The organism is Streptomyces sp. cmx-18-6 (assembly GCF_046548915.1).
Taxonomy (GTDB): domain Bacteria; phylum Actinomycetota; class Actinomycetes; order Streptomycetales; family Streptomycetaceae; genus Streptomyces.
In genome coordinates, this window is record NZ_JAEBEP010000023.1 from 13257 (window position 1) to 33040 (window position 19784).

Here is a 19784-nt window from a genome sequence, read left to right on the forward strand (position 1 = left end):
GGTCCGCGCGCCGTGGTCGATCGAGCGGTCTGCATCAGGCAGCTCCCCGCTCGGTGGCCGTGGTCTGGAGGAGGCCGTGCAGGACGGACTCCAGGGTGTTGACCTGCCGGCACAGGCCGAATAGACGCAGTCGGTCCACGCACGCGGCGATCAGGGCGGCGTGCTGCTCGGTGCCGGCGATCTCGCGCAGGTAGGAGAGGCGTTCGAGGACGTCGTTGCCGGAGCGCACGACCAGTTCCTTCGGGACGAACCGGTCGGCGAAGCGGATGTCCGCCGGGGCCAGCGGCAGGCAGCCAGCGAGCACGGCCTCGAAGATGCGCTGGGTCATCTGCCCGACGGCGGCGTACCGCTCGGGCAGCATGAGCACCGTGGCCAGGGACCGGCCGTAGACACCGGCGGCGTCCTCGAACGGGATCCGGCCCGCGAAGCGGACGTGCGGCCAGCGGCCAGTCTTCGCCCACTTCCCGGCGACCAGGTGCTCGACGCAGGCGGCTGCCGGGGCGAAGAAGCGGTCGAAGGGCTCATCGCGGTCGTACTGGTTGCCCACGTAGCCGAGCGCGAGATCCCGGGGCCGCGCCGCCAGGGTGAGGGGATCAGCCTGGGCGAGGAGGTCTTCGGCGACGGGGAAGAGCAGCGAGTGCGCGCCGAGCGTCGGGGTGAGCGCGGCCTCGCAGACGCGGGTGTGGGCCGTACGGCGCCACACGCTCTCGGCGCGCAGGGTGCGGTCCTTGTCCCAGATGACGGTGGGCGTCTGGGACCGGACCGTGTAGTGGTTGATGAGCTGTGCCTGCCGGTGGAGGTCGCAGGTGTGCCCCTCGCTGCCGCACACGGTGGTGTTGCGGTCGGGGATCGCCCAGCGCCACTCCAGGAACAGAGCGTCGATGCCGGGCAAGCCGTCGTCGAAGGTGTACGCGCCGCCGCGGTCGTCACCGGCTTCGAGGCGGTCACGGTCGGGCTGGAGGAAGACGATCTCGTGACCGCGGGCAAGGAGGGCGTCGATAAAGGGGCGGCGGTGGCTGCGGCCTCCGTCGGGGGTGTCGGTGACGCCGTTGCCGAGAAAGCCCCAGAAGCTGTACCCGATCTTCATTTCGTGATCCACCGCCCTTCAAGGAGCAGGGCGTCGAGGCCGGAGTTGGCAAGGCAGTCCAGGGCCATCTCGGGTGTCCCGCAGATCGGCTTGCCCTTGACGTTGAGGGAAGTGTTGATCAGCACGGGGATGCCGGTGCGGCGACCGAAGGCGGTCAGCACCGCGTGCATGAACGGGTTCTGCGACCGGGTGACGGTCTGCAGGCGGGAGGTGCCGTTGGCGTGCACGATGGCCGGCACCCGCTCGCGCGTCAGGTCCGTAACCCCGGAGGCCATGGACATGTATGGGGCCGGCTGGCCGAGGGTGAAGAACTCGGCGGCGCGCTCGGCGGGGACCATGGGGGCGAAGGGCCGGAACGGCTCGCGAAACTTCACGGTGGCGTTGAGCCGCTCGACGACGCCGGGCTCCAGCGGGGAGGCGAGGATCGAGCGGTTGCCCAGGGCACGCGGCCCGGCTTCGACCCCTCCCTGGAAGAGTCCGGCGATCACGCCGTGGGCGAGCTGGTCGGCGAGGAACTCGGCGGTCTCGATGCCGAGGGTCTTCTGGTGGAGGCCGGGCCAGGGGGTCAGGTCGAGGGGCTGGTCCTCGTAGGAGGGGCCCAGGTAACAGTGGCGGGCGATGCCGGCGACCGGGCGAGGCGTGCGCGCGTCGACGTGGACGGCGAGCGCGGCCCCGATCGCGGTTCCGGCGTCGCCCGGTGCCGGCGGGACGAATACCTCGTCGAAGATGCCGGCTTCGATGATCTTCCCGATGCTCACGCAGTTCGTGGCGACGCCGCCGCCCACGCACAGGAGCCGGGAGCCGGTGAGCACACGGGCGCGGCGGGCAAGGTGAACCATCACCTGCTCGGTCCGCTCCTGAAGGGCAGCCGCCAGGTCTCGGTGGACGTCGGTGAGCGGCTCGCTCGGGTGCCGCTCGGGGCAGGTCTCGGCGACGAACCTCCGGGATGTTCTCGGGTATCCCGAGGTGAGGGTGCGCGTCGGGAAGTAGCCGGGGTGGATGCGAAACCCCGTGGCCGTCGTGCGGACGGCCGTGCTGAACAGGTGCCGGAAGCGGGCTGGGTCGCCGAGGGCGGCCAGAGCCATGACGGTGCCTTCCTCGTCGCCCCGCCGCCAGCCCAGGTGCTCGGTGACGGCGCCGTACACGTAGCCGAGGGAGGCCGGGTCGTTAATCGCTTCCAGGGTGTGGACGCGGGGGTGCTGAACGCCGTGGCCGTGAGCGATCGTGGTGGTCTGCCGCTCGCCGAGGCTGTCGACGACGAGTACGGCCGCTTCGTCCCAGCCGGAGGCGGCGTAGGCCGTGAGCTGGTGGGCTCGGTGGTGCAGGACCGGTGTGACGCGGGCCGAGGGGAACTGGCTGCCGAGGACGCGCAGCCGCCGCCGGGTGCGCAGGGCGACCTTGGCGAACCCGTGGGCGCGAGCCAGGCTGCGGTCGCGCGTGGCCGACGAGAGCGCCATGCGCAGGGCGACGGGCGACTCGGCGAGGTAGCGGACGGGCTGGAAGTTGTAAGCGACGGCGTCCACGTCGCTGGCGCTCAGCTTGGCCTGGTCGAGGAGCCAGCCCACGGCGCGAGCCGGGTAGAGCTTGGTGTGCTTCTGCTCGGAGAGGCGTTCCTCCTCGACGAAGCCGACGAGTTCACCGTCCACGAGAAGGGCGGCCGAGGAGTCGTGGGTGTACGAGCACAGGCCGAGGACGACGGAGAGGGTGCGCTTCATGGCGGCGGTCACCTTGCCCCTGCCGTCGCGGCGCGATTGGTCGAGCGCCGCTCCAGCTCTCCGTACCAGGCGGTGAGGGCTTGGCCGAGGGGCCCGTCGATCGTGTCGGCCGCCCGCCACGCCTGCTCGCGCTTGCCGTCCTTCCACAGCCGGTAGCTGCGCAGCGTCTCGGCCATCGCGTCCCAGCCGGGGTGGCCGGTCACGTCACGGGCCTCGACCTGGTCGAGCAGGCCGCCGAAGCCGTTCCAGGGTGTTCGCAGGTCGGGCATGATCTCGCTCGCCGGGAGCGAGGTGAGCATGTCGGCCTGCTCGATGTGCTCGTCGTAGATGTGCAGTGAGCCGATGTGCAGGTGAAACTCCCCGAGTTCGGCGTCGAGCCATCCGGCGACCAGCTCGTGCAGCACGGTGTAGAAGAACACGTCGTACGGCATGCCGATCCATACGTCCTGACCGCGCATCATGGTCGCCATGTGCAGGCGGCCGGCGCGCAGGTGGAACCGGAACCCAAGGGTGCACGGCACGTCCTTGTGCCCTGCGGCGTCCTGGGCCGGGTCGTAGAGCTGGATCAGGGCTCGCCGGGAGTCGGGGTCGGCTTGGAGGATCTCGACGACGCGGGCGAGCTGGTCGACCTTGCCGGCCCAGTTCCGCATCCTGGGGCCGTACGCCCCCCGGAGGACGCCTTCGTCGGCGAACTGCCGCAGCCGGTTGTTGTAGTCGAAGATCCACGGGGCGTCGGAGCCGGACAGGTGCCAGACCGTCTCGGCGACGGCGAAGGCCGGATTCACGATGCGGGCGGGCGGGGCGTAGAGCAGGCGGGCACGCGGCTGGGTGAGCAGCAGGTGCACATCGCGGACTTCGTGGGTGGCCATGCCCCGGGGGCTGATCTTCTCGCCGGACTTGGCCAGCGTGACGGCGCCGGAGAACAGCTCGGCGATGCTGTCGGCCGTGAGGGATGTCATCGGACGGATGCTCCTTCGTCCTTGGGCGACGCAGCGGCGCCCGGGTGGTGGTGGGTGGAGTCGTCGGCCGTCGGGCCGGAGGTGGCACGGTCGGTGATGAGCCGGGCGATCCGAGTGGCGCTGTCGCCGCGCCACCGGCAGACCGCGTCCAGGGCCGCCCGAGGGATCGGCGCAGGGCCCGCGCGCAAGCCGGAGAGCGCTTCGGCGACCTCACCGGCGGCTTCGCACCGGGTCGCCAGTCCGTGACTGGTCAGGCTCAGGGTGCGTTCGCCCGGCGGGCCGATTTCGAGGACCGGGATGCCGAGCAGCGCGGCTTCGATCCCGCACGTCGAGTACGCGCTCGCCAGGACGTCCGCGCCGGCGAGGCAGCCTCGGGCTCCGACTCGGGGATCGGCCACCGCGATGGGCGGCCCGGAGTCCCGCTTCACCAGAGCGGTGAAGGCGTCGGCTCCCTGCGCCGGGTGTGGAGCGATGACGAGCCCCCAGTCGCCGCCCGCCTCGGCGAGCCCGTCCAGGAGGAGGTCCGCCTGGGACTTGAGGTGATCGGGGTTGAAGGGCTGGCAGGCCCACACCGCGATCCGGGTCGGCGCGCGTCGGCCCCCCGAAGCGAGCAGGTTCTCCAGGTACCGCCGTTGTGTCTGGCGGCTCAGGCTGGTGAGGACGTCGAAGCGGGGCTGCCCGAGGACGTGCACCTCGGCCTCGGGGTGGCGTGCCCACCCACGGCCCAGGACGAGGTCCCGCTCGCCCATGACGATGATGTCGCGGCTGTGCAGGGCTGGCCAGGCGACCGATTCCGCCGTCCACGCCCCGTGCTGGACGTGCACCGAGTTCGCCCCGTGCCGCTCGGCGGCGTGCGCAGCCAGTACGCCCAGGGGGCTGGTGTCGTTGCTCAGTAGGACGGTGTGTGGCCGGGTGCTCGACAACATGTCGTCGAGCCAGCTCTCCGCCCGCACCACCGTCCGCCATGACGGCTGGGTGCAGCCCCCGCTGGTCTCCAAGAGCACGGACAAGAGCCTTATGAGCCGGGCAAGTAGGACATCGTGGCCTCCCACCTGGACGACGTGCTCGTCGTCGCGACGGTGGAGGCCCTCGGCCGTACCGGAGAGGGTGAAGAGGTCGCTCGGAGCCGAGCGCAGCTCGGTACCCGTGGTCGATCCCGCGCTGCACCGCTCGGCGGCATCAGTGGCGAGATCGAGCAGGAGGCTCCTCTGCCCGCCGCGTGCCAGTTCGGCGAGAACCGGGGTCAGCGTGGCCGCGTGGCGGGAGGTCCACGACAGCGCCAGAACGTCCTGCCGTCCGAGATTCGAGGGGAGTGGACTCGGCTCCGTGTTCGCCGTACTCGTACGGGCGCGGTTGCGGAGCTGGGCGGAGCGGGTCGGGGTGTGCGGTGCCGCAGCCCCGAGCAGGTACGCGACGCCGGACCACGTCACGGTGTAGGCCAGGTACTCACGCGAGCTGCTCGAACGCAGTCCCACGAGTCCTTCGTACGGGGCCAGGGTCAGGGGCCCTGGGGCCGAGGCGAAGGGTGCCCAGGCGTTCAGGGCCAGGAGCTTGTGCACGATCTCGGCGACGAAGCGTCGAACGGGGACGTGCTGGACGTGAAGCCAGCCGGCTCCGCCCGGGGTGGAGGCCAGTGTGGCGCTGTAGTGGTCGAGGGCGGCCATGACGTCTTCGACACCGACACGCAGTACCTGCTTGTCGACGGTCGTCGCTTCCAGGTCCGTGGTGTGGACGTGGTCGGTTCGCGCGTGCGCCAGGGTGCCGGTTCCAACGAGAGCCCACGTCGGTTTCCCGGCGTTGGAGGAGCGGACCAGGCCGAGGCCGCCAGCCGTGCGGGGACTCACACCGTGCTCCCCTCGACGAGCTGCTTGGCGGGGAGAAGGAGCCTCAGCAGTTCCTTGGGCGACGCGGCCGTCTCGGGGTCGGGAGCCGTCGGCTGCCCGTAGCCCCATGCAGCGTGTACATAGGGGACGCAGGCGCGTGCGGCCGACTCCTGGTCGACCGCCATGTCGCCCACGTAGACGGCGGCGGCGGGGTCGACTCCCAGGTCGACCAGCGCCAGGAGGAGCGGGTCCGGTGCCGGCTTCGTCCGGCCCGCTCCGGCGGGCGTGCGGATGGTCGCGAAGGGACATCCGAGGCGCGCGAGGAGCGGGGCCGCCCGGTCGACGTGCTTGGACGTTACGACGCCCAGCCGCCAGTCGGCAGCCACGAAGGCGTGGAGCGTCTCGACGATGCCAGCGAACTCCTCCGCGAGGTGCGCGGTGGCCACGGACTCCGCCTCGTACGTCTGGCGGACCGCTTCGGCGTCGGTCACGCCCAGCCGCTGCATGATGTCCCCGAACTCGCGGCCCAGGTGGCGCTCGTAGTCGCGGAAGGGGAGCGCGACGCCATGGATCTCTTGGACCTGCTGCCACGCCTTCCGCATCACCGGACGCGTGTCGAGCAGGACGCCGTCGAGGTCGAGGAGAAGAGCGCGCGACCTGTGGTCGCTCGGCGCGACCGGAGCCGGTGGCGATCCGTAAGTGCGAACGGTCATGATCATCCTCTCGTCAGGGTGTCGTCGTGTCTCAGAGGGCCGAGGCCGGGGCAAGTTCCAACTCGGGGTACTGGGCCGGACCGTCGGCCTCCTCGAACGCCGCGTTGAGCAACGCCACGTGAATGCGGTCCCACCGCCCCCTGGACTGCAGAGCGCGCCCGTGGCGGGTCAGCGCCCACGCCTTGAGGGCCGTCGGGTCCTGCATGAAGTTCCGCGCGTTCTGCCGCAGAACGGCGGGGGTGAACACCCCGAGATTGAGGCCGGTGCGCCAGAACTCAAGCCACCACTGGCACATCAGGAGCGGACCCGATTCGTCGTCCTTGACGTGATCGGGATGGTTGCGCACCCAGATCGGATCCAAGTCAGGGTGCGTGGTAGCGACTTCGAGCATGCGGCCGTGTGCCTGGTGCACCGCCAACTCCAGGGACTGGCGGTGCTGCAGGTGACGCTGGGCGATGTGCACCGCGGACGCGAGCGCGATGGTGGTGGCCAGAGCGAGAACGGGACGGTTCATCTGCGACCTTTACTCAGGGATGGATGGGACGGTTAGGGCAACCGGCGACGGCATCCGGGGCAGCGGTAATCGCCGTCGTGCTCGCTTGCGGAGAGTCAGGCCGCGTCCGGCGGGCCGTCAGCCGAAGGCGAGACCGATCCGTTCGGCTCGGCCGGCAGGCGCGAGAGCCGGTGAAAGCGCGAGAGGTTGAAGCCACGCCCCTGAACCTCACCGGCGGGCACGGCGAAGAGGTCGATGCCCTCTTCGCTGGGCGCCGACGGGGCGGCCTCCCGGATGGCGAGGAGCGCTTCGCCCTGCTCGCGGTGAGGCAGGAGGCGCTGCGCACGATCGGTGTGTCCCTCGAAAGTCATGGTCAGCCCTCGGTCAGGTGTATTTGAAGGTGAAGGCGAGCGCGACGCTCACGGTGGCGATCAGGGCGATCTGGGCGCTGATCTGCCGCCAGCCCCAGCCCTTCCTGTCCATCCAGCGCAGTGGACGCCTTCAAGTCGGCGCGATGGGCTCCTCGGAGATCACGAGGTGGAGAAACGCCCGGCAGTGCTCGCCCAGATGCTTGATCACGGCGTGGTACTCGCCGTCATCGGAGCTGATGTGGTGCCGGTCGAGGACGATCACGCCGTCGGCCAAGCCCTCTCGGAGCTGCCGCTCGGCTTCCCGCCAGCCAGGTCGATCCCAAGGCGGCGTGCAGACGCCCTGGCTCGCACTGGATGCCGGGAAGTACGTCGTGGTCACCGGGACCGCCACATCGTGGAGCCGGGCGGCGATCACGTAACCGAGCTGGTCGGCCTCGGCCTGTAGCGTCCCCCAGTCCTCGTCGGGTCGGGCCCTCGGACTCGGTACCAGGCTGTACGCCAGCACGCGCAGCGGCTGATCGGCCTGCGCGTCGACGGCCTGACGGTAGAAGTGCTGGCGCAAGCCTCGGAGTTGGCCAGCTCGGGACTGGCGCTTCACCGGGGCAGAGGTGCAGGGCCAGCTCGGGTGATCACGGCCAGCGGTCGGCGCCCCACCGCCCGTGTGCTTCTCTCGCCCCCGATCAAAGGCGACGAGGCTCAACACGTCGGCTCCGTGCTTGACTGCGTTGTGCGGCGACATGGGGGTGCCTCCGTGAGAGTGGGGATGACCGCGTACGTCGTCCGGCCGCCGTCCGCGACGCCCCACCGAAGCGACAGGCAGGCGACGAGGTGCAGCCCTCGACCGCCGAGGCCGGCGGCACTTGCACGTCGTCGCCTCGCCGGTGCCGTGCTGTCGTCGGTGACTCGGATTCGAAGCTCGTGCTCGTCGTGTCGCAGTCGAAGTCGGACGTCCCCGGAACCGTGAATGATCGCGTTGGACACCAACTCCGAGACGACGAGCCGGGCGTCCTCTGCCGACGTCTCCGGCAACGACCAGTGCTTCAACACGGTGGCCGTCGTTCGTCGCGCTTGAGCGACGTGCACATCTACCGGCTCCATGGCCATCTCGAAGACGTGAGAGGCCAGCGGACACCGAGCGGTCGAGGCGCCGACGACGTGGGCGCCACCGTCGTCGCCCCGAGGTCGGGGCGGCGTTGTTGTCCGGTGCGTGGTCATGAGCACATCGCACCGTGGCTTCGTGATCCGGAACAGGGGAAACCGAAGGGGGGAAATCTTTGTCAAGGGGGGAAAATAAGGGGGGAGTTGGGGGGAGGATTGGCTTTCTCCCACCGATAGAGGTCAGACTCATGGCAGTGGATCCGTTTGCCGAACTGCTCCGTCACCTGCGGCGTAACGCGAACCGGACGCAGGACGAGCAGGCCGATGCGATCAATGCCGCCTCCGGCCGGGCAACGATGACTCGCTGAGAGGTCAACCGGTACGAGAATGGTGCCAACGTCCCCACGGACCACACGCTGGGGAACATCGCTTTGGCCTGCGGCGTCCCGCTGGAGCCGTTGCTGCGCGAGGCGAAAGCCGCGCGTGCCAGGCGACGAGAGCGAAACAGGGCCCAAGAGGAGGACCTCGACGACGTGAAGCGTCGAACGCTGTTGGGAGGCGCCGTGGTCGGCGCGGCTGCGGCTGCGGCTGCTGAGCCGTGGGGCCGGCTTGCCCATGCACTAAGCAGAGGCAGCAAGATCGACCCTCAGTCCGCGGAAGTCCTCATTGAACATGCGGCTTCGCTTCACGTGGACGAGCTGAGCGAAAGCGCTCGGAGCCTGCAGACTCGGGTCGAGTCGCACCTCGACGCGATCACTGCAGCTCTCCCTCGCGCCGGTGCGCATGAGCGAGCACTGGCTATCGCGGCAGGCGAGACAGCAGCTCTTGCCGGGTGGGTCGCCTGGGACCTGGGGCAGCACGAAAGAGCCGCTGCCTACTACGAGGTGACCTCGGAGTGCGCGAAAAAGGCCGGACACCCCCCTCTGCGCGCCTTGGCGCTGGGTTACGCCAGTTACGGTGCCGCCACTCCGGCCAAGGCGCTGGAGATGCTGTCGCAGGCAGCTCAGGACGTGCGTGGGCGAGGCAACGCAACCGCTGCGGCGTGGGTTCTGGGGCGGTATGCGGAGGAGGCAGCTCAATCAAGGGACGATGCCGGTGCGCTCCGAGCCCTGGACCAGGCGCGATTTGCTTACGATTTCGCCGACCACACGAGCGAGCAGGCGTGGGTCCGTTTCGTAACGCCGTATCGCATGGACTCTCTAGCTCTCTCGGTGTACGGCGAACTCCGACGTCAAGAGCTGACGGCGACCGCAGACTCCGCGGTCGAGCGCCTCGGTGAGGAACTGCCCGACTCTGGGGTGGTGATCCTTGGGGATCTAGCGTCGGCACTCCTGCGCGGCGGCGACGTAGACCGCGGGGCCTACGTCGCGCACCGATTCGCAGCGGCAGCAGAGTCGAAGCCGAACACCATGGGGCGTCAGCGGGCGGAGGCCATTGCCGCCGGGCTTCCTGATACGGAGCACGACCTGGCCAGCCACCTGTTGACTTTCGCGACGTTGTAAACCGTCTCAGAGCGCCAGCTCGGAAGGAGCGAGGTGCTAAATTGTGGGCCCTTTACTGCGTGCGCGTCTCGTCGACGACCCAGGACAGGTATTCCTCCGAACCTCCCGTCACGGGCAGCGTGACCCACTGCGGAACGTCGTACGGGTGCCTCTCGTGCAGCCAGGCTTTCAGAGCGGGGAGGCGATCTGACGACGTCATGTAGGAGATCCGCCACTCCTGAGCCGATTCGACCTTCCCCTGCCACCAGTAGAAGGCCGTGATGGGCGCATCGATGTGGACGCCTGCTGCCAGCTTGCTTTCGACAGCACCTCTGGCAAGGGACTTCGCCTGCTCCTCGTCGTCGCTGGTCGTCTGCGCGATCACAATCTCGTGGTCCATGCGGATACCTCTCCAGCTCGGGTACCGCGACCCTATCCAGACGTTCGGCGTCGGCCTGGGGCTCGTGGGTGCCCGTAAGCACGCTCACTCGCTTCCGTCGCCGAGGCCGCCGGCTGTGACCGCCGACGGCCCCCAAGGTCGGATTCGCCCTTGGCAGACGAGAAAGAGTGCCATGGGACTGGAATTACTCCCGACGACCATGTCAACGTACAACCTCCCCGGAAAACACCAGTTCAGAGACGCTCCCAGCGCGTCGCGCCGTGCCGTCTTACGTCTCACGCCTTGGTCCCTAGCAAGGAGGCCCACCTGTCGAAAGTCGCACTGCGATCGGCCCGAGTCACTGCTCCGATCCTTCTGGCGCTCGGCGCCATGAACGCATGGACCGCCCAGACGAAAGCCGACTACGCCGCTCTCTCCACAGCCCTGTGCCTTTGCGTCTGCGCCGCCGGCCTTTTCGGTGAGGATCTGGTGCAGCGCGGGCATCGCCAAGACCTGACTGTGCTTGCGCACGTCGCGGCCCACCCTGGTGCTGAGGCCCGAGGTATCGCCCGAGCCGTCGGCACTCCCGAACGGGTCGTGGCTCGCAACCTCAGCCGACTCACCGAGAACGGGCTCGTGGTCCTGGTCGAAGACGACGAGCACCCCACGCTCAGGTCCTGCCGGCTCACCTCGTAGTCCTCGGTTGCGCGGCGGAATATAGCCCACGATCCCCGGTTACCGAAACCGGGGATCGTGCAGACCATTGAGGGAGTGGGACGTATGTGGGACGGACACCCGTAGAAAGCCGGTTTCGGCCGGTGTCAGCCGGACTCTGGCCCCTGCGGAGGGGGCGATCTCGATTACCTTCGGACGGCAGTTAGACACAGTCTGACCTGCGAAAACGCCACCTATCTGACGCGACGTCAGTGGCACCCCCGGCAGGACTCGAACCTGCGGCCACGCACTTAGAAGGCGCCTGCTTTGTTTGTGAGCCCTGTAGTGCGGTTTGCCCGAATTTAGTAACTTTTGCGCATTTGAACTCTGCGCCAGAAGCAGTTCGCCGACGGCAGACGTATTGGGGCGCCAGGGGACTGGATTAGTTCGGCTGCTGCAAGTGAACCTAGATGTCGGCGGCTTAGTCGTAGGTTCATGTAATCGGCTTGGCGCGACCAGAAACTCCGCACGGGCCAGTGGGCGGGTCCCTGCCTTTGTAGCACGGGATCCCCGGTTACCGAAACCGGGGATCGTGTGGACGATTGTTGTTGTCGAGCGATCCGCGTGCGACAGATCCCCTATTTCCGCAAGGAGTTCGCTGCTGTGCTGGTCGATGCTTTGGATGAGGAATGGATACTTTCCGAGAGGCAAGTTCTCTCGCTATTGGATTGGATACGCCAGCAGGCGGGTGGCAGTCGCTCGGTGTACCCCTTCCTGGTCACCCTGGCTGAGGGGGCACTCCGTCCGAGTGAAGCGCGATCCCTGCGTGTTCGCGATGTTGTCCTTCGTCCGGGTGGTTCTGGTGAGCTGACGGCTGGCTGTCGAGGGCAGGCTCGAGTGGTTCCGCTGCGACCGGGGTTCGCCTTGTTCCTGCGCGGGTGGATCAACGATGCCGGTCTCCAGAAGGATGATCTGTTGTTCCCCGACGCGCGTGGTGGGCGACTCTCGGTAGATGCATACGTGGGGCTGTGGGAGCAGGCGCAAGAGGCCGTGCTGCCCCATGACCACATGCTGGCCTGGAGGTTGGGGGAGTCCGTCGACATCCTGCGGGAGTCTTCCTTGGTGCGATGGCTGAGGCTGGGCGTCGATGTCGCCACGGTGGCCGAGCTCGCTGGAGTGGCCCCAGCCTGGCTGGCGCTTCGCTACCCGTACTGCTTCCGTCTCGAAGCGACAGAGATCGACTGGGAGCGCCTCGCTCAGGCGACTCGCCTGCCAGAGCTGACTGACCGATGAACCGGGCGGCGCTTCGCCAGATCAGCGGAGCGCCGCTATCCGAGACCCATTTTCCCACGCCCTCCGGTTCGCCGCCGAGAGCGTTCCTGCCTGGCTCATGTGCGCAGGAACCCAGCCGTCCCGTGACGTGCTACACCCCGCCCTGACAGGGCTTGCGGCCTTCACCACGGACTGGACTGGCTTGGCGGCCGCCTCGCCGCCGCACCCCCTTACGCTCCACGCCAAGAACTCACCCATGCCTCCACGCTTGCTGTCCATCCCTGCCGTCGCCGCCGTTCTGGACGTCGACCGCCGCACCGTCTACCGCTTCATCGCCGCAGGCAACCTTCCAGTCGTCGATTATCCCGCGGCCCCGGCCGCTATCCCGCGCGGGCTCGGCACCGGGCCGAGCACCACCACCGCCACCTGCCTGCGCACCGGCACGGGCCGCTCGCGAATCCGCGTCCCCGCCGCCGGCCTCGACGAGTTCATCTCCAGCCGCGCCGTCGTCGCACCGACACCGCGCCGCTGACCCCGGCCCGCGAGGGGCCTTCCGTACTGACATGAGGAGTTGGGCTGTACCTACGCAAGTTGAAGACCGGCAACTGGCAGGCGACGGTTCGCAACCGGCTCGGTGACCGGTTCAGCGAATCGTTTCCCCTCAAGACGCAGGCGCGTGCCTGGGGACTGGAGATGGAGACCCAGTTCGCCCGTGGGGGACTGCGTGCCTCACGGGTTGGCGAAACGTCCTTCCGCGACTGGCACGACCGGTGGTGGGACGCCCGCGTCGTCGAGCCCCACACGCTGCAGGGAGACGGGTCGAGCATCAAGAACCACGTCATGCCCTACTGGGCCGACTGGGAGATGCGGGCCATCACCCGCATGGATGTGCAGAGTTGGATCCGCTCCCTGATTGACAAGGGCGCTGGGGCCGCGGCCATCAAGCGGGCCTACAACCTGACGTCCTCCATCATGCGCACGGCCGTCGACGACGACGTCATCGCGGTGAGCCCCTGCCGCAGCATCGACCTGCCCCAGATCGCAGTCAAGTCGCCCCAGTGGTTCACGCTCGACCAGGCGCAGAGCGTGCTGGACGAGCTCCCGACCGTGTGGCGGACAATGTGCCTGCTCGGCTTCTACACCGGGCTGCGATGGGGCGAGCTCTCCGGGCTGCACCGCCACCGCATCGACCAGAGTCGCTCCCGCCTGTTCGTCGTCGAGGTCAACACCAAGAGCGGCATCAAGGAGTACCCCAAGAGCCGCCGCGAGGTACCGCTCCCGCCCCACGTCCCGGAGGCGCCGGAGCGCCACATCCACCGACTCGACCGTGACGCAGTGGTGTTCACCACCCTCACCAAGGGCCGGGCCGGCCGCCTCCTCAACGACGGCAACTGGCGACGGCAGACATGGTGGCCGACCGTCGACAGCGCCTACTACTTCGACGATGACGGCGAGCAGCCGCTCGTCCCGCACTACCCGCCGCACTCCATGCGCCACACCTGCGCCTCATGGCTCGTACAGAAGGGCGTCTCCCTCTACGAGGTCCAACACCTCCTCGGCCACGAGAGCTTTCAGACCACCCAGCGCTACGCCCCTCTCCAGCCAGATGCCCACAAGGCCGTGCTCGGTGCCTGGGAACGCATGGAGTCCCCGCTCACCATCGCTGCATGAGTGCCCTTCGCCCCGTCCACTGTGGACGGGGCGAAGGTGTGTGCGGGTGCACGGGTGATCGGCCGGGATGGCACCGCCGCATGAGGCTCCCCGAGAGTTCCGTTGTCGACGAGACCGATCGACGCTTGTGTCAAGCGGCTGGCATTCGACCGCTGTGATGCGGGATCGTTGCTTCCTGATGATCGACGACTCTGTGGTTGCTGACGGCGGTGAGCCGACGAAGCTTGCGCAGCCTCGGTCGCCCTATAGCGAGCGTCCCGTCGCGCGTGCCCGGCGGGCGAAGGCGCAGGAACTGATCGAGCGGCTCGTCGCCGAGGGGCGCGTGCGGATCGCTGAGCCGGATCACGACGAGGTCGCGGAGTGGCGGCGCGTCGTCAATTACGCGAAGCGCCACGGCATGGAGCCGGCGGGCCGACGTATTGAGAAGGTCCCTTACGGTGGGCCGGGACTGGAGCTGTTCCTTGCTGACGGCCCGCATCCCAACGCGCGGAGCCAGCGGTCGAAGGCAGCCGGGGAACCAATACCAGTCCCCGCACGTCTGGGAAATCTGCATCCGGTGGTGGCGAAGCTCAAAGACGATGAGAGTCGGCTGGCAATGCCGCCTGCGTTGCGCCGCAGGGCGCTTCTGCTGCTGCAGGGGCTCGTGGCTGAGGCAGTACGCCGAGGGTACGAGGTGCGGAAGGCGAGGTCCGCTTTTCACCCGCGCGAGGGCGGAGTGGACGTCACTGTCGACGGCTTCGCGTACACCATCTCCGCTAGGCAGGAGTTCCCAGAGTCCACGAATCCGGAGCGCTCTGCCCGTCTCGTCTTGGAGCTCGCCCAAGGTCTCGGAGACAGGCCCGGTCGCTGGCGGAATCGGAAGAGCCGGACACTTGAAGAAGCCCTCGGTGTGATCCTCGGGGAGATTGAAGCGCGAGCCGCCGAGGACACTTAGCGTCGACAGGATGAACAGCAGGCCAAGGCGGATCGTGAGGTTCGCTGGGAGGCGGCCTTGGCTGTGGCGAAGCAACAAGCTGTTCGTGAACAGCTTGCCCATGTGCTGAGTGAAGAGGCCAGGGGGTGGCAGGAGGCGGCCGCCCTCAGCGCGTACTGCATGGCGTTTGAACGTCGTATCCAAGAATTGGAGGGCACCGCGGACGAGCCGGCACTGGACTCAGCCCGACGCTGGCTGGAGTGGGCAAGGGCATATGTAAAGTCGGTAGACCCTCTGAGTGAACTTCCCGGCATGCCCCGCACACGTGAACCCACATCGGAGGAGCTCGAACCACACCTCAAGGGATGGAGCCCCCACGGACCAGAACGGCGTGGCCGAGGGTGATGTGAGCCTGTTCGACTGCGCCTACGTATGGCGCGACAGCCACCGAAACAGGAACGAGTTCCGCAGGGTGTGGAACTGCCGACGACTGGTCGGCAGACCTGGTCCAAGCGGCTTCGTGAGGAAGCTGCTCCGGACTGTCGTGACGCTCATTTGACGCTCACAGCACCCGAAGGTTCACTTGGCAGGTCGAAAATTGATGCCTGACCTGCAGGTATGCCCCGTCCCTCATGATCTGATGTGTTTCCGATGACGCATCATGTGGAGTACGTGGCGATTGCGGAGCCGGTGGCCAAGGGGCTCTGGCCCGCGCCCCTCTCAGGCTGCCCAGGTTCGTCCGGGTAGGTTGCACCGTTTCCCGAAGTCCCCTCCGGTGGAGCGTGGGCAGACTCCCGGTATGTGTCTCGCCGGAAGCGGCTCGGCCGACGGAGCTCGGCGCGATCCTGTCGGCGCCGTGCAGTGCCGACCAGGTAGGAAGGCGCTTCCAGTAATACGTATTAGCCGCTAACTTGGCCTTCACCGGCCGGGTAGCATCGCTCACCGAGCACCTCCTGCACACCACCGTCCACCGCCAGATGCGACGTACTCGCCTCGGCGCTGCCTTGCCGCGACGAGTTCGCACCGCGGCTACCCGCGATGGGGCCTGGACCGGTGCCCGGATACTGTCCGCCGCCAGGCCAAGGAGCCGGTCCTGCGGACCTCGTTCGCACGGAGGAGGAGTCATGGCGGCTGGTCCTTCGGCCCGAGGCCGATAAGGCTGTGGCGGGCAGCTCCGAGCGCTTCTTGCTGTTCACCGCCGACGAGGGCTGCGGAGTGGCTGGACCTCTGCGCTGCGGTGAAGGCGTCGGCAGCAGCCGACAGGACCTGCCACTACGAGCGGACCGGGACCCTGCTGATGCCCCAGGGCACGCCGGGTGGCAACCGGCGTGCCCTGAGGCACTGGTTCGTCCACGTGATCGGCGTTCCGGCGGGGCCGGTCCGTCAGCGGACCGACAGCCGCACGAGACCACCGCGCCCCTCCGGGGTGCCTGATACCTGCAGCGCCACATAGCGCGGGGCCCCCGTGGCCCGCAGACTCCGCACCCGGCCATGACCGGTGAGCGCGCCCGCCCGGCGGTAGCCGATCCCGTCGTCGCTGAACTCCACGGACAGGCCCGGGACCCGCCCGGCCAACCACTCGGCCTCCACCCGGCCCACCGCGCGCCGCGCCCCGAGATCCACGACCAAGCGGCCGTCGCGTCCCGGCCGCCACACCGTGTCCGGGTCACCGTCGACGGCCGCCGACGGCTCCGACATCCCCGTCGGCAGCGGCGCGTTCGGGAAGACGGCCCGGCCCAGGGCGAGGTCCGTCGTCGGATACGCCTGCGCCCCGCGCACCGTGACCTCGGTGCCCCGGCCCGGCCGCACCACCGCCACCGCGCTGCGCCCCTGTGCCTCGACCCGCACCCGGCAGACCGGCCCGGTCAGGCGCACCGTGGCGGCGTCCACGACCTCCGCCCGCAGCCCGTTCGGCAGCGACCGGCCCGACAGCGGGACCAGCGAGAGGCGGGGCGGCAGCAGCAGCGCCGAAGCCGCCTCCAGCCGCGCCTCGTACCGCAGCCCGTCCCGGGTTACCACCTGCTCGCCCTCGTAGACCTCCCGGCGGCGGCCCTCCTGTACCAGGGCGACCGGGGTGCGCATCGCCCGGTCCGACAGGTTGAACAGGCTCAGGTGACCGTCCGTCACCGCCGCCCGCACCTTCTCGTCCCCGGCAGTGGGCACCGGCCGACGGGCGAGTTCGCGCAGGCCGTCGGCGGAGACCCCGCAGTGGCCCTCCACGAGCAGGGGGCCCGTACCGCCGTCCTCCGCCAGCACGATCGTGTCGCCGTACACCGCCAGCGGGCCCTGCCCGCCGCGTACCAGCAGGCCCGCACGACCGTCCACGTCCAGCCAGCCGCCCTCGCTGCGCAGCGCCGGTACGGGGCCGCTCGCCAGGTCCGTCCACCGCTCGCCGTCGTCCGAGCCCTGCACCAGGTAGCTCCGGCCCGCCGCGCTCTCCCAGCGCAGGGTGACCCGGTCCAGGGCGCGGGGCTCCCCGAGGTCCACGGCGAGCCAGCTGTCGGGGCGCGGCCGATCGGCGGTGGAGACCGCCCAGCGGGTCGTGCCGTCCCCGTCCACGGCCAGCTCCGGGCCCCTGCCCGGTGCGGACGAGGACGCGGTGGCCCGCCCGCCGCGCGCGAGCTCGCGCCCGTCGGCCCCGTCCCGCGCCTCCACGGCGAACAGCGAGTAGCCGTACGCCGGATCGGGCGTCACGCCCTGGACCCGCAGGTGACGGACCGTCGTACGGTCGAACGACAACTCGTCGACGCGGCCCGTCGAGCCACCGGAGGAGTCCCGGGACACGACCGTGGCCGGCCCCTCGGCGAACCGGTACGTCCGCCTGCCGTCCAGGCCCGCCACGCCCGGCATCGTGAGGTTGTGCACCTCCAGCCGGCCGCCCGAGGTGTCCGGTCCTCCGGCGGCGTGGACCACCGCGCCGCTGGGCAGCGTGGTGAAGCCCGCGAAGCCGTCTCTCAGCCGCAGCAGCGTCGCGCTCCCGTCGAATCCGTCGCGCAGCCGGGTGTGCGTGCGCACCGAGCGGCCGGTGACCTCCACGCCCGTCGAGGGCAGGAACATCGGCGTGGCTCCGCTGATCCGGAACAGCCAGTCGTCGTGGCCCGGCTGCCAGGCGAACTTCACGAACTTCGGCTTGGACACCGCACCGGCCCAGGCGGCGGGGGACTGGTGCGACACCAGGCCGGGCCCCTCCCCGAAGTCCGTCACCCCGGAGGCGTACGCGAACAGCTCCCGCTGCGACAGCGGCACGACGGACCGACCAGCACCGGGCCACACGTGCAGCAGGTAGCTGATGGCCAGTTCGGCACGCGCCTCCGGTTCGTACTTCGGCTCACCGGAGAATTTCGCCAGCCGGTTCTCCGGCGGATACGCCTGGTACGCCTCCAGCCGCGCCGCCAGCTCCACTTCCGCGCGGGCCGCCGCCCGGTCGCCCATCACCCGGGACAGGAACGCCAGCGGGATCACGTCCCGGCCGTAGAGGTGCTCGCGGTCGTTGACCATCGGCATCAGCGGCTCACCCGCGTCCGACATCACCCCCAGCAGGGTCCGCCACAGCTCCGCCTGGTAGTGCGGGCCAGCGGGCCGGGGGAGGGCCGGGCGCGGCGGTCACCTCGGCCTGCGACACCGCTGTCCGGCCGGCCATCGGGTGGTCGCCGGGCAGGACCGCGACCTGCCCCTCGGTCAGCAGGGCCTCCGTGTCCAGTCCGGTGACGGCGTCGAACGGCAGATGCAGTAGCGCCACGTCCGCCCGCCCCGAGCACACCAGCTCCCGCTGCTCGTGTGCCTCGCACAGCAGCAGATCGACCGCGCACGCGCCGGGGTGTGCGGCGTACGCGTCGAGCACCTTGGCCAGCAGTTCGCCCGCCGTACCGGTCTTGACCGCCAGGGTGATACGCGGCCGCCGCTCGGCCGCTTCCCGGGTACGTCGCTCGGCGGCCTTCGCCGCCGCGAGGATCGCCCGCGCCTCCGTCAGCAGTACCGCTCCCGCATCGATGAGCCGGACCCGGCGGCTGGACCGCTCCAGCAGCACCACGCCGAGCCGTCGCTCCAGGCCGGCGAGCGCACGCGACAGCGCAGGCTGGGCGATTCCCAGCCGCTCGGCCGCTCTACCGAAGTGCAGCTCCTCCGCGACCGCGACGAAGTACCGCAGCTCACGCATCTCCATGTCGGCACCGTAACCCGCCCGGACCACGACCGATGCCGTGAAGGCATCGCTGCCAGGCCCCTACGGTGTTGGTCCCCGGCGCCCGGCCGCCGATGCTGGCGGACATGAGCGAACAGACGATCGCGCTGGTCACCGGTGCGAACAAGGGAATCGGATACGAGATCGCGGCGGGCCTCGGCGCGCTCGGCTGGAGCGTCGGCATCGGCGCCAGAGACCGGGAGCGCGGCGCTCAGGCCGCCGCGGCGCTGTGCGCCCGGGGGGTGGACGCCTTCGCCGTCCCGCTCGACGTCACCGACGACGCCGACGTGAGCGCCGCCGCCCGGCTCATGGAGGAACGCGCGGGCCGGCTCGATGTCCTCGTCAACAACGCCGGTGCGGCGGGCGGTTGGCCCGACGAGCCGACGTCGCTCGACCCCGCTGCCCTCCTGCGGCTGGTCGACACCAACGTCGTCGGGGTCATCCGGGTCACCAACGCGATGCTGCCCCTGCTGCGCCGCTCCGCGCATCCGCGGATCGTGAACCAGTCCAGCCACGTCGCCTCCCTGACCCTGCAGACCGACCCCGGCATCGACCTCGGAGGGATCAGCGGGGGTTACGCGCCGACGAAGACCTTCCTGAACGCGGTCACCGTTCCAGTACGCCGCGGAGCTGCGCTCCACCCCGATCCTCGTGAACAACGCCTGCCCCGGCTATGTGGCCTCTGACCTGAACGGCTTCAGCGGGACCCGTACCGCCGAGGAAGGAGCACAGTCGCGATCAGGCTCGCGATCCTCCCCGACGACGGGCCGACCGGGGGCCTCTTCGACGACGAGGGCTCCGTGCCCTGGTGACCGGGCAGACCGCGGCGCGCGAGCGCGTGCTGGGCGGTGTCAGGGGGAGCCGACACCCATCCGGCCCCTGCAGTTCCCACAGCGGGCGGAAGCGCCCCGGCTCCCCGGTGGGCCGGGCGTGGGTGCCCTCCCGTGCGGCACGGCGGAGAAGATCGGACCGGAA

The 19784-nt window shown here is 69.5% G+C and carries 16 protein-coding genes and 2 pseudogenes; 6 read left to right on the forward strand and 12 right to left on the reverse strand.

Annotated features, from left to right (window positions below; all coding sequences use genetic code 11):
- Positions 1–34: 34 nt before the first annotated feature.
- The 9 genes from ACLJPL_RS32930 to ACLJPL_RS32970 form a co-directional block, all read right to left on the reverse strand.
- Entirely contained in the window at positions 35–1087 is a 1053-nt protein-coding gene (locus ACLJPL_RS32930; RefSeq protein WP_411084618.1) for a hypothetical protein, read from the reverse strand.
- Complete coding sequence (locus tag ACLJPL_RS32935; RefSeq protein ID WP_411084619.1) at positions 1084–2802, reverse strand: carbamoyltransferase; 1719 nt, start codon at positions 2800–2802, stop codon at positions 1084–1086. The genes ACLJPL_RS32930 and ACLJPL_RS32935 overlap by 4 nt, the downstream gene beginning before the upstream one ends.
- 8 nt (positions 2803–2810) lie before the next feature.
- Positions 2811–3761, reverse strand: a complete 951-nt coding sequence (locus ACLJPL_RS32940; protein WP_411084620.1) for a thymidylate synthase — start codon at positions 3759–3761, stop codon at positions 2811–2813.
- Positions 3758–5605, reverse strand: coding sequence for a hypothetical protein (locus ACLJPL_RS32945; protein WP_411084621.1), 1848 nt, complete (start codon positions 5603–5605; stop codon positions 3758–3760). Before ACLJPL_RS32945 ends, ACLJPL_RS32940 begins: the two co-directional genes overlap by 4 nt.
- Positions 5602–6297 (reverse strand): HAD family hydrolase, encoded by a 696-nt coding sequence (locus ACLJPL_RS32950; protein ID WP_411084622.1) that lies wholly within the window; start codon positions 6295–6297, stop codon positions 5602–5604. The genes ACLJPL_RS32945 and ACLJPL_RS32950 overlap by 4 nt, the downstream gene beginning before the upstream one ends.
- Before the next feature lie 31 nt (positions 6298–6328).
- Positions 6329–6811, reverse strand: a complete 483-nt coding sequence (locus tag ACLJPL_RS32955; protein WP_411084623.1) for a DUF6082 family protein — start codon at positions 6809–6811, stop codon at positions 6329–6331.
- 95 nt (positions 6812–6906) lie between these two features.
- Entirely contained in the window at positions 6907–7161 is a 255-nt protein-coding gene (locus tag ACLJPL_RS32960) for a hypothetical protein (RefSeq protein WP_411084624.1), read from the reverse strand.
- A 130-nt stretch (positions 7162–7291) separates the two neighbouring features.
- The gene (locus tag ACLJPL_RS32965; protein WP_411084625.1) at positions 7292–7723 is read right to left on the reverse strand and encodes a hypothetical protein; all 432 of its coding nucleotides are present in this window, start codon (positions 7721–7723) and stop codon (positions 7292–7294) included.
- Between the two features lie 134 nt (positions 7724–7857).
- Positions 7858–8376, reverse strand: a complete 519-nt coding sequence (locus tag ACLJPL_RS32970) for an ATP-binding protein (RefSeq protein ID WP_411084626.1) — start codon at positions 8374–8376, stop codon at positions 7858–7860.
- Between the two features lie 416 nt (positions 8377–8792).
- On the opposite strand from ACLJPL_RS32970, the gene ACLJPL_RS32975 reads away from it, so the two are divergent.
- Complete coding sequence (locus ACLJPL_RS32975) at positions 8793–9761, forward strand: transcriptional regulator (RefSeq protein WP_411084627.1); 969 nt, start codon at positions 8793–8795, stop codon at positions 9759–9761.
- A 52-nt stretch (positions 9762–9813) separates the two neighbouring features.
- Here ACLJPL_RS32975 and cutA read toward each other — a convergent pair whose 3' ends face one another.
- Positions 9814–10140, reverse strand: a complete 327-nt coding sequence (gene cutA / locus ACLJPL_RS32980) for a divalent-cation tolerance protein CutA (protein WP_411084628.1) — start codon at positions 10138–10140, stop codon at positions 9814–9816.
- Between the two features lie 1257 nt (positions 10141–11397).
- Here cutA and ACLJPL_RS32985 point away from each other — a divergent pair.
- The 4 genes from ACLJPL_RS32985 to ACLJPL_RS33000 all read left to right on the forward strand — a co-directional run bounded on the left by ACLJPL_RS32985 (position 11398) and on the right by ACLJPL_RS33000 (position 14650).
- Positions 11398–12066, forward strand: a complete 669-nt coding sequence (locus ACLJPL_RS32985; RefSeq protein WP_411084629.1) for a tyrosine-type recombinase/integrase — start codon at positions 11398–11400, stop codon at positions 12064–12066.
- Between the two features lie 235 nt (positions 12067–12301).
- Positions 12302–12577 carry a helix-turn-helix transcriptional regulator gene (locus ACLJPL_RS32990; RefSeq protein WP_411084630.1) on the forward strand — a complete coding sequence of 92 codons (276 nt, stop codon included), beginning with the start codon at positions 12302–12304 and terminating at the stop codon, positions 12575–12577.
- Positions 12578–12636: 59 nt separating this feature from the next.
- The gene (locus ACLJPL_RS32995) at positions 12637–13716 is read left to right on the forward strand and encodes a tyrosine-type recombinase/integrase (protein WP_411084631.1); all 1080 of its coding nucleotides are present in this window, start codon (positions 12637–12639) and stop codon (positions 13714–13716) included.
- A 178-nt stretch (positions 13717–13894) separates the two neighbouring features.
- Complete coding sequence (locus ACLJPL_RS33000; RefSeq protein WP_411084632.1) at positions 13895–14650, forward strand: hypothetical protein; 756 nt, start codon at positions 13895–13897, stop codon at positions 14648–14650.
- Between the two features lie 1362 nt (positions 14651–16012).
- Here the strand turns inward: ACLJPL_RS33000 and ACLJPL_RS33005 are convergent.
- Both ACLJPL_RS33005 and ACLJPL_RS33010 read right to left on the reverse strand, forming a co-directional pair.
- Positions 16013–18160, reverse strand: coding sequence for a discoidin domain-containing protein (locus ACLJPL_RS33005; RefSeq protein ID WP_411084633.1), 2148 nt, complete (start codon positions 18158–18160; stop codon positions 16013–16015).
- Positions 18153–18791, reverse strand: a pseudogene (locus ACLJPL_RS33010) (LysR family transcriptional regulator); the annotation flags it as partial. The gene ACLJPL_RS33005 and the pseudogene ACLJPL_RS33010, both read right to left, overlap by 8 nt.
- 92 nt (positions 18792–18883) lie before the next feature.
- Here ACLJPL_RS33010 and ACLJPL_RS33015 point away from each other — a divergent pair.
- Positions 18884–19621 (forward strand): annotated as a pseudogene (locus ACLJPL_RS33015) (SDR family NAD(P)-dependent oxidoreductase).
- Positions 19622–19784: the final 163 nt, after the last annotated feature.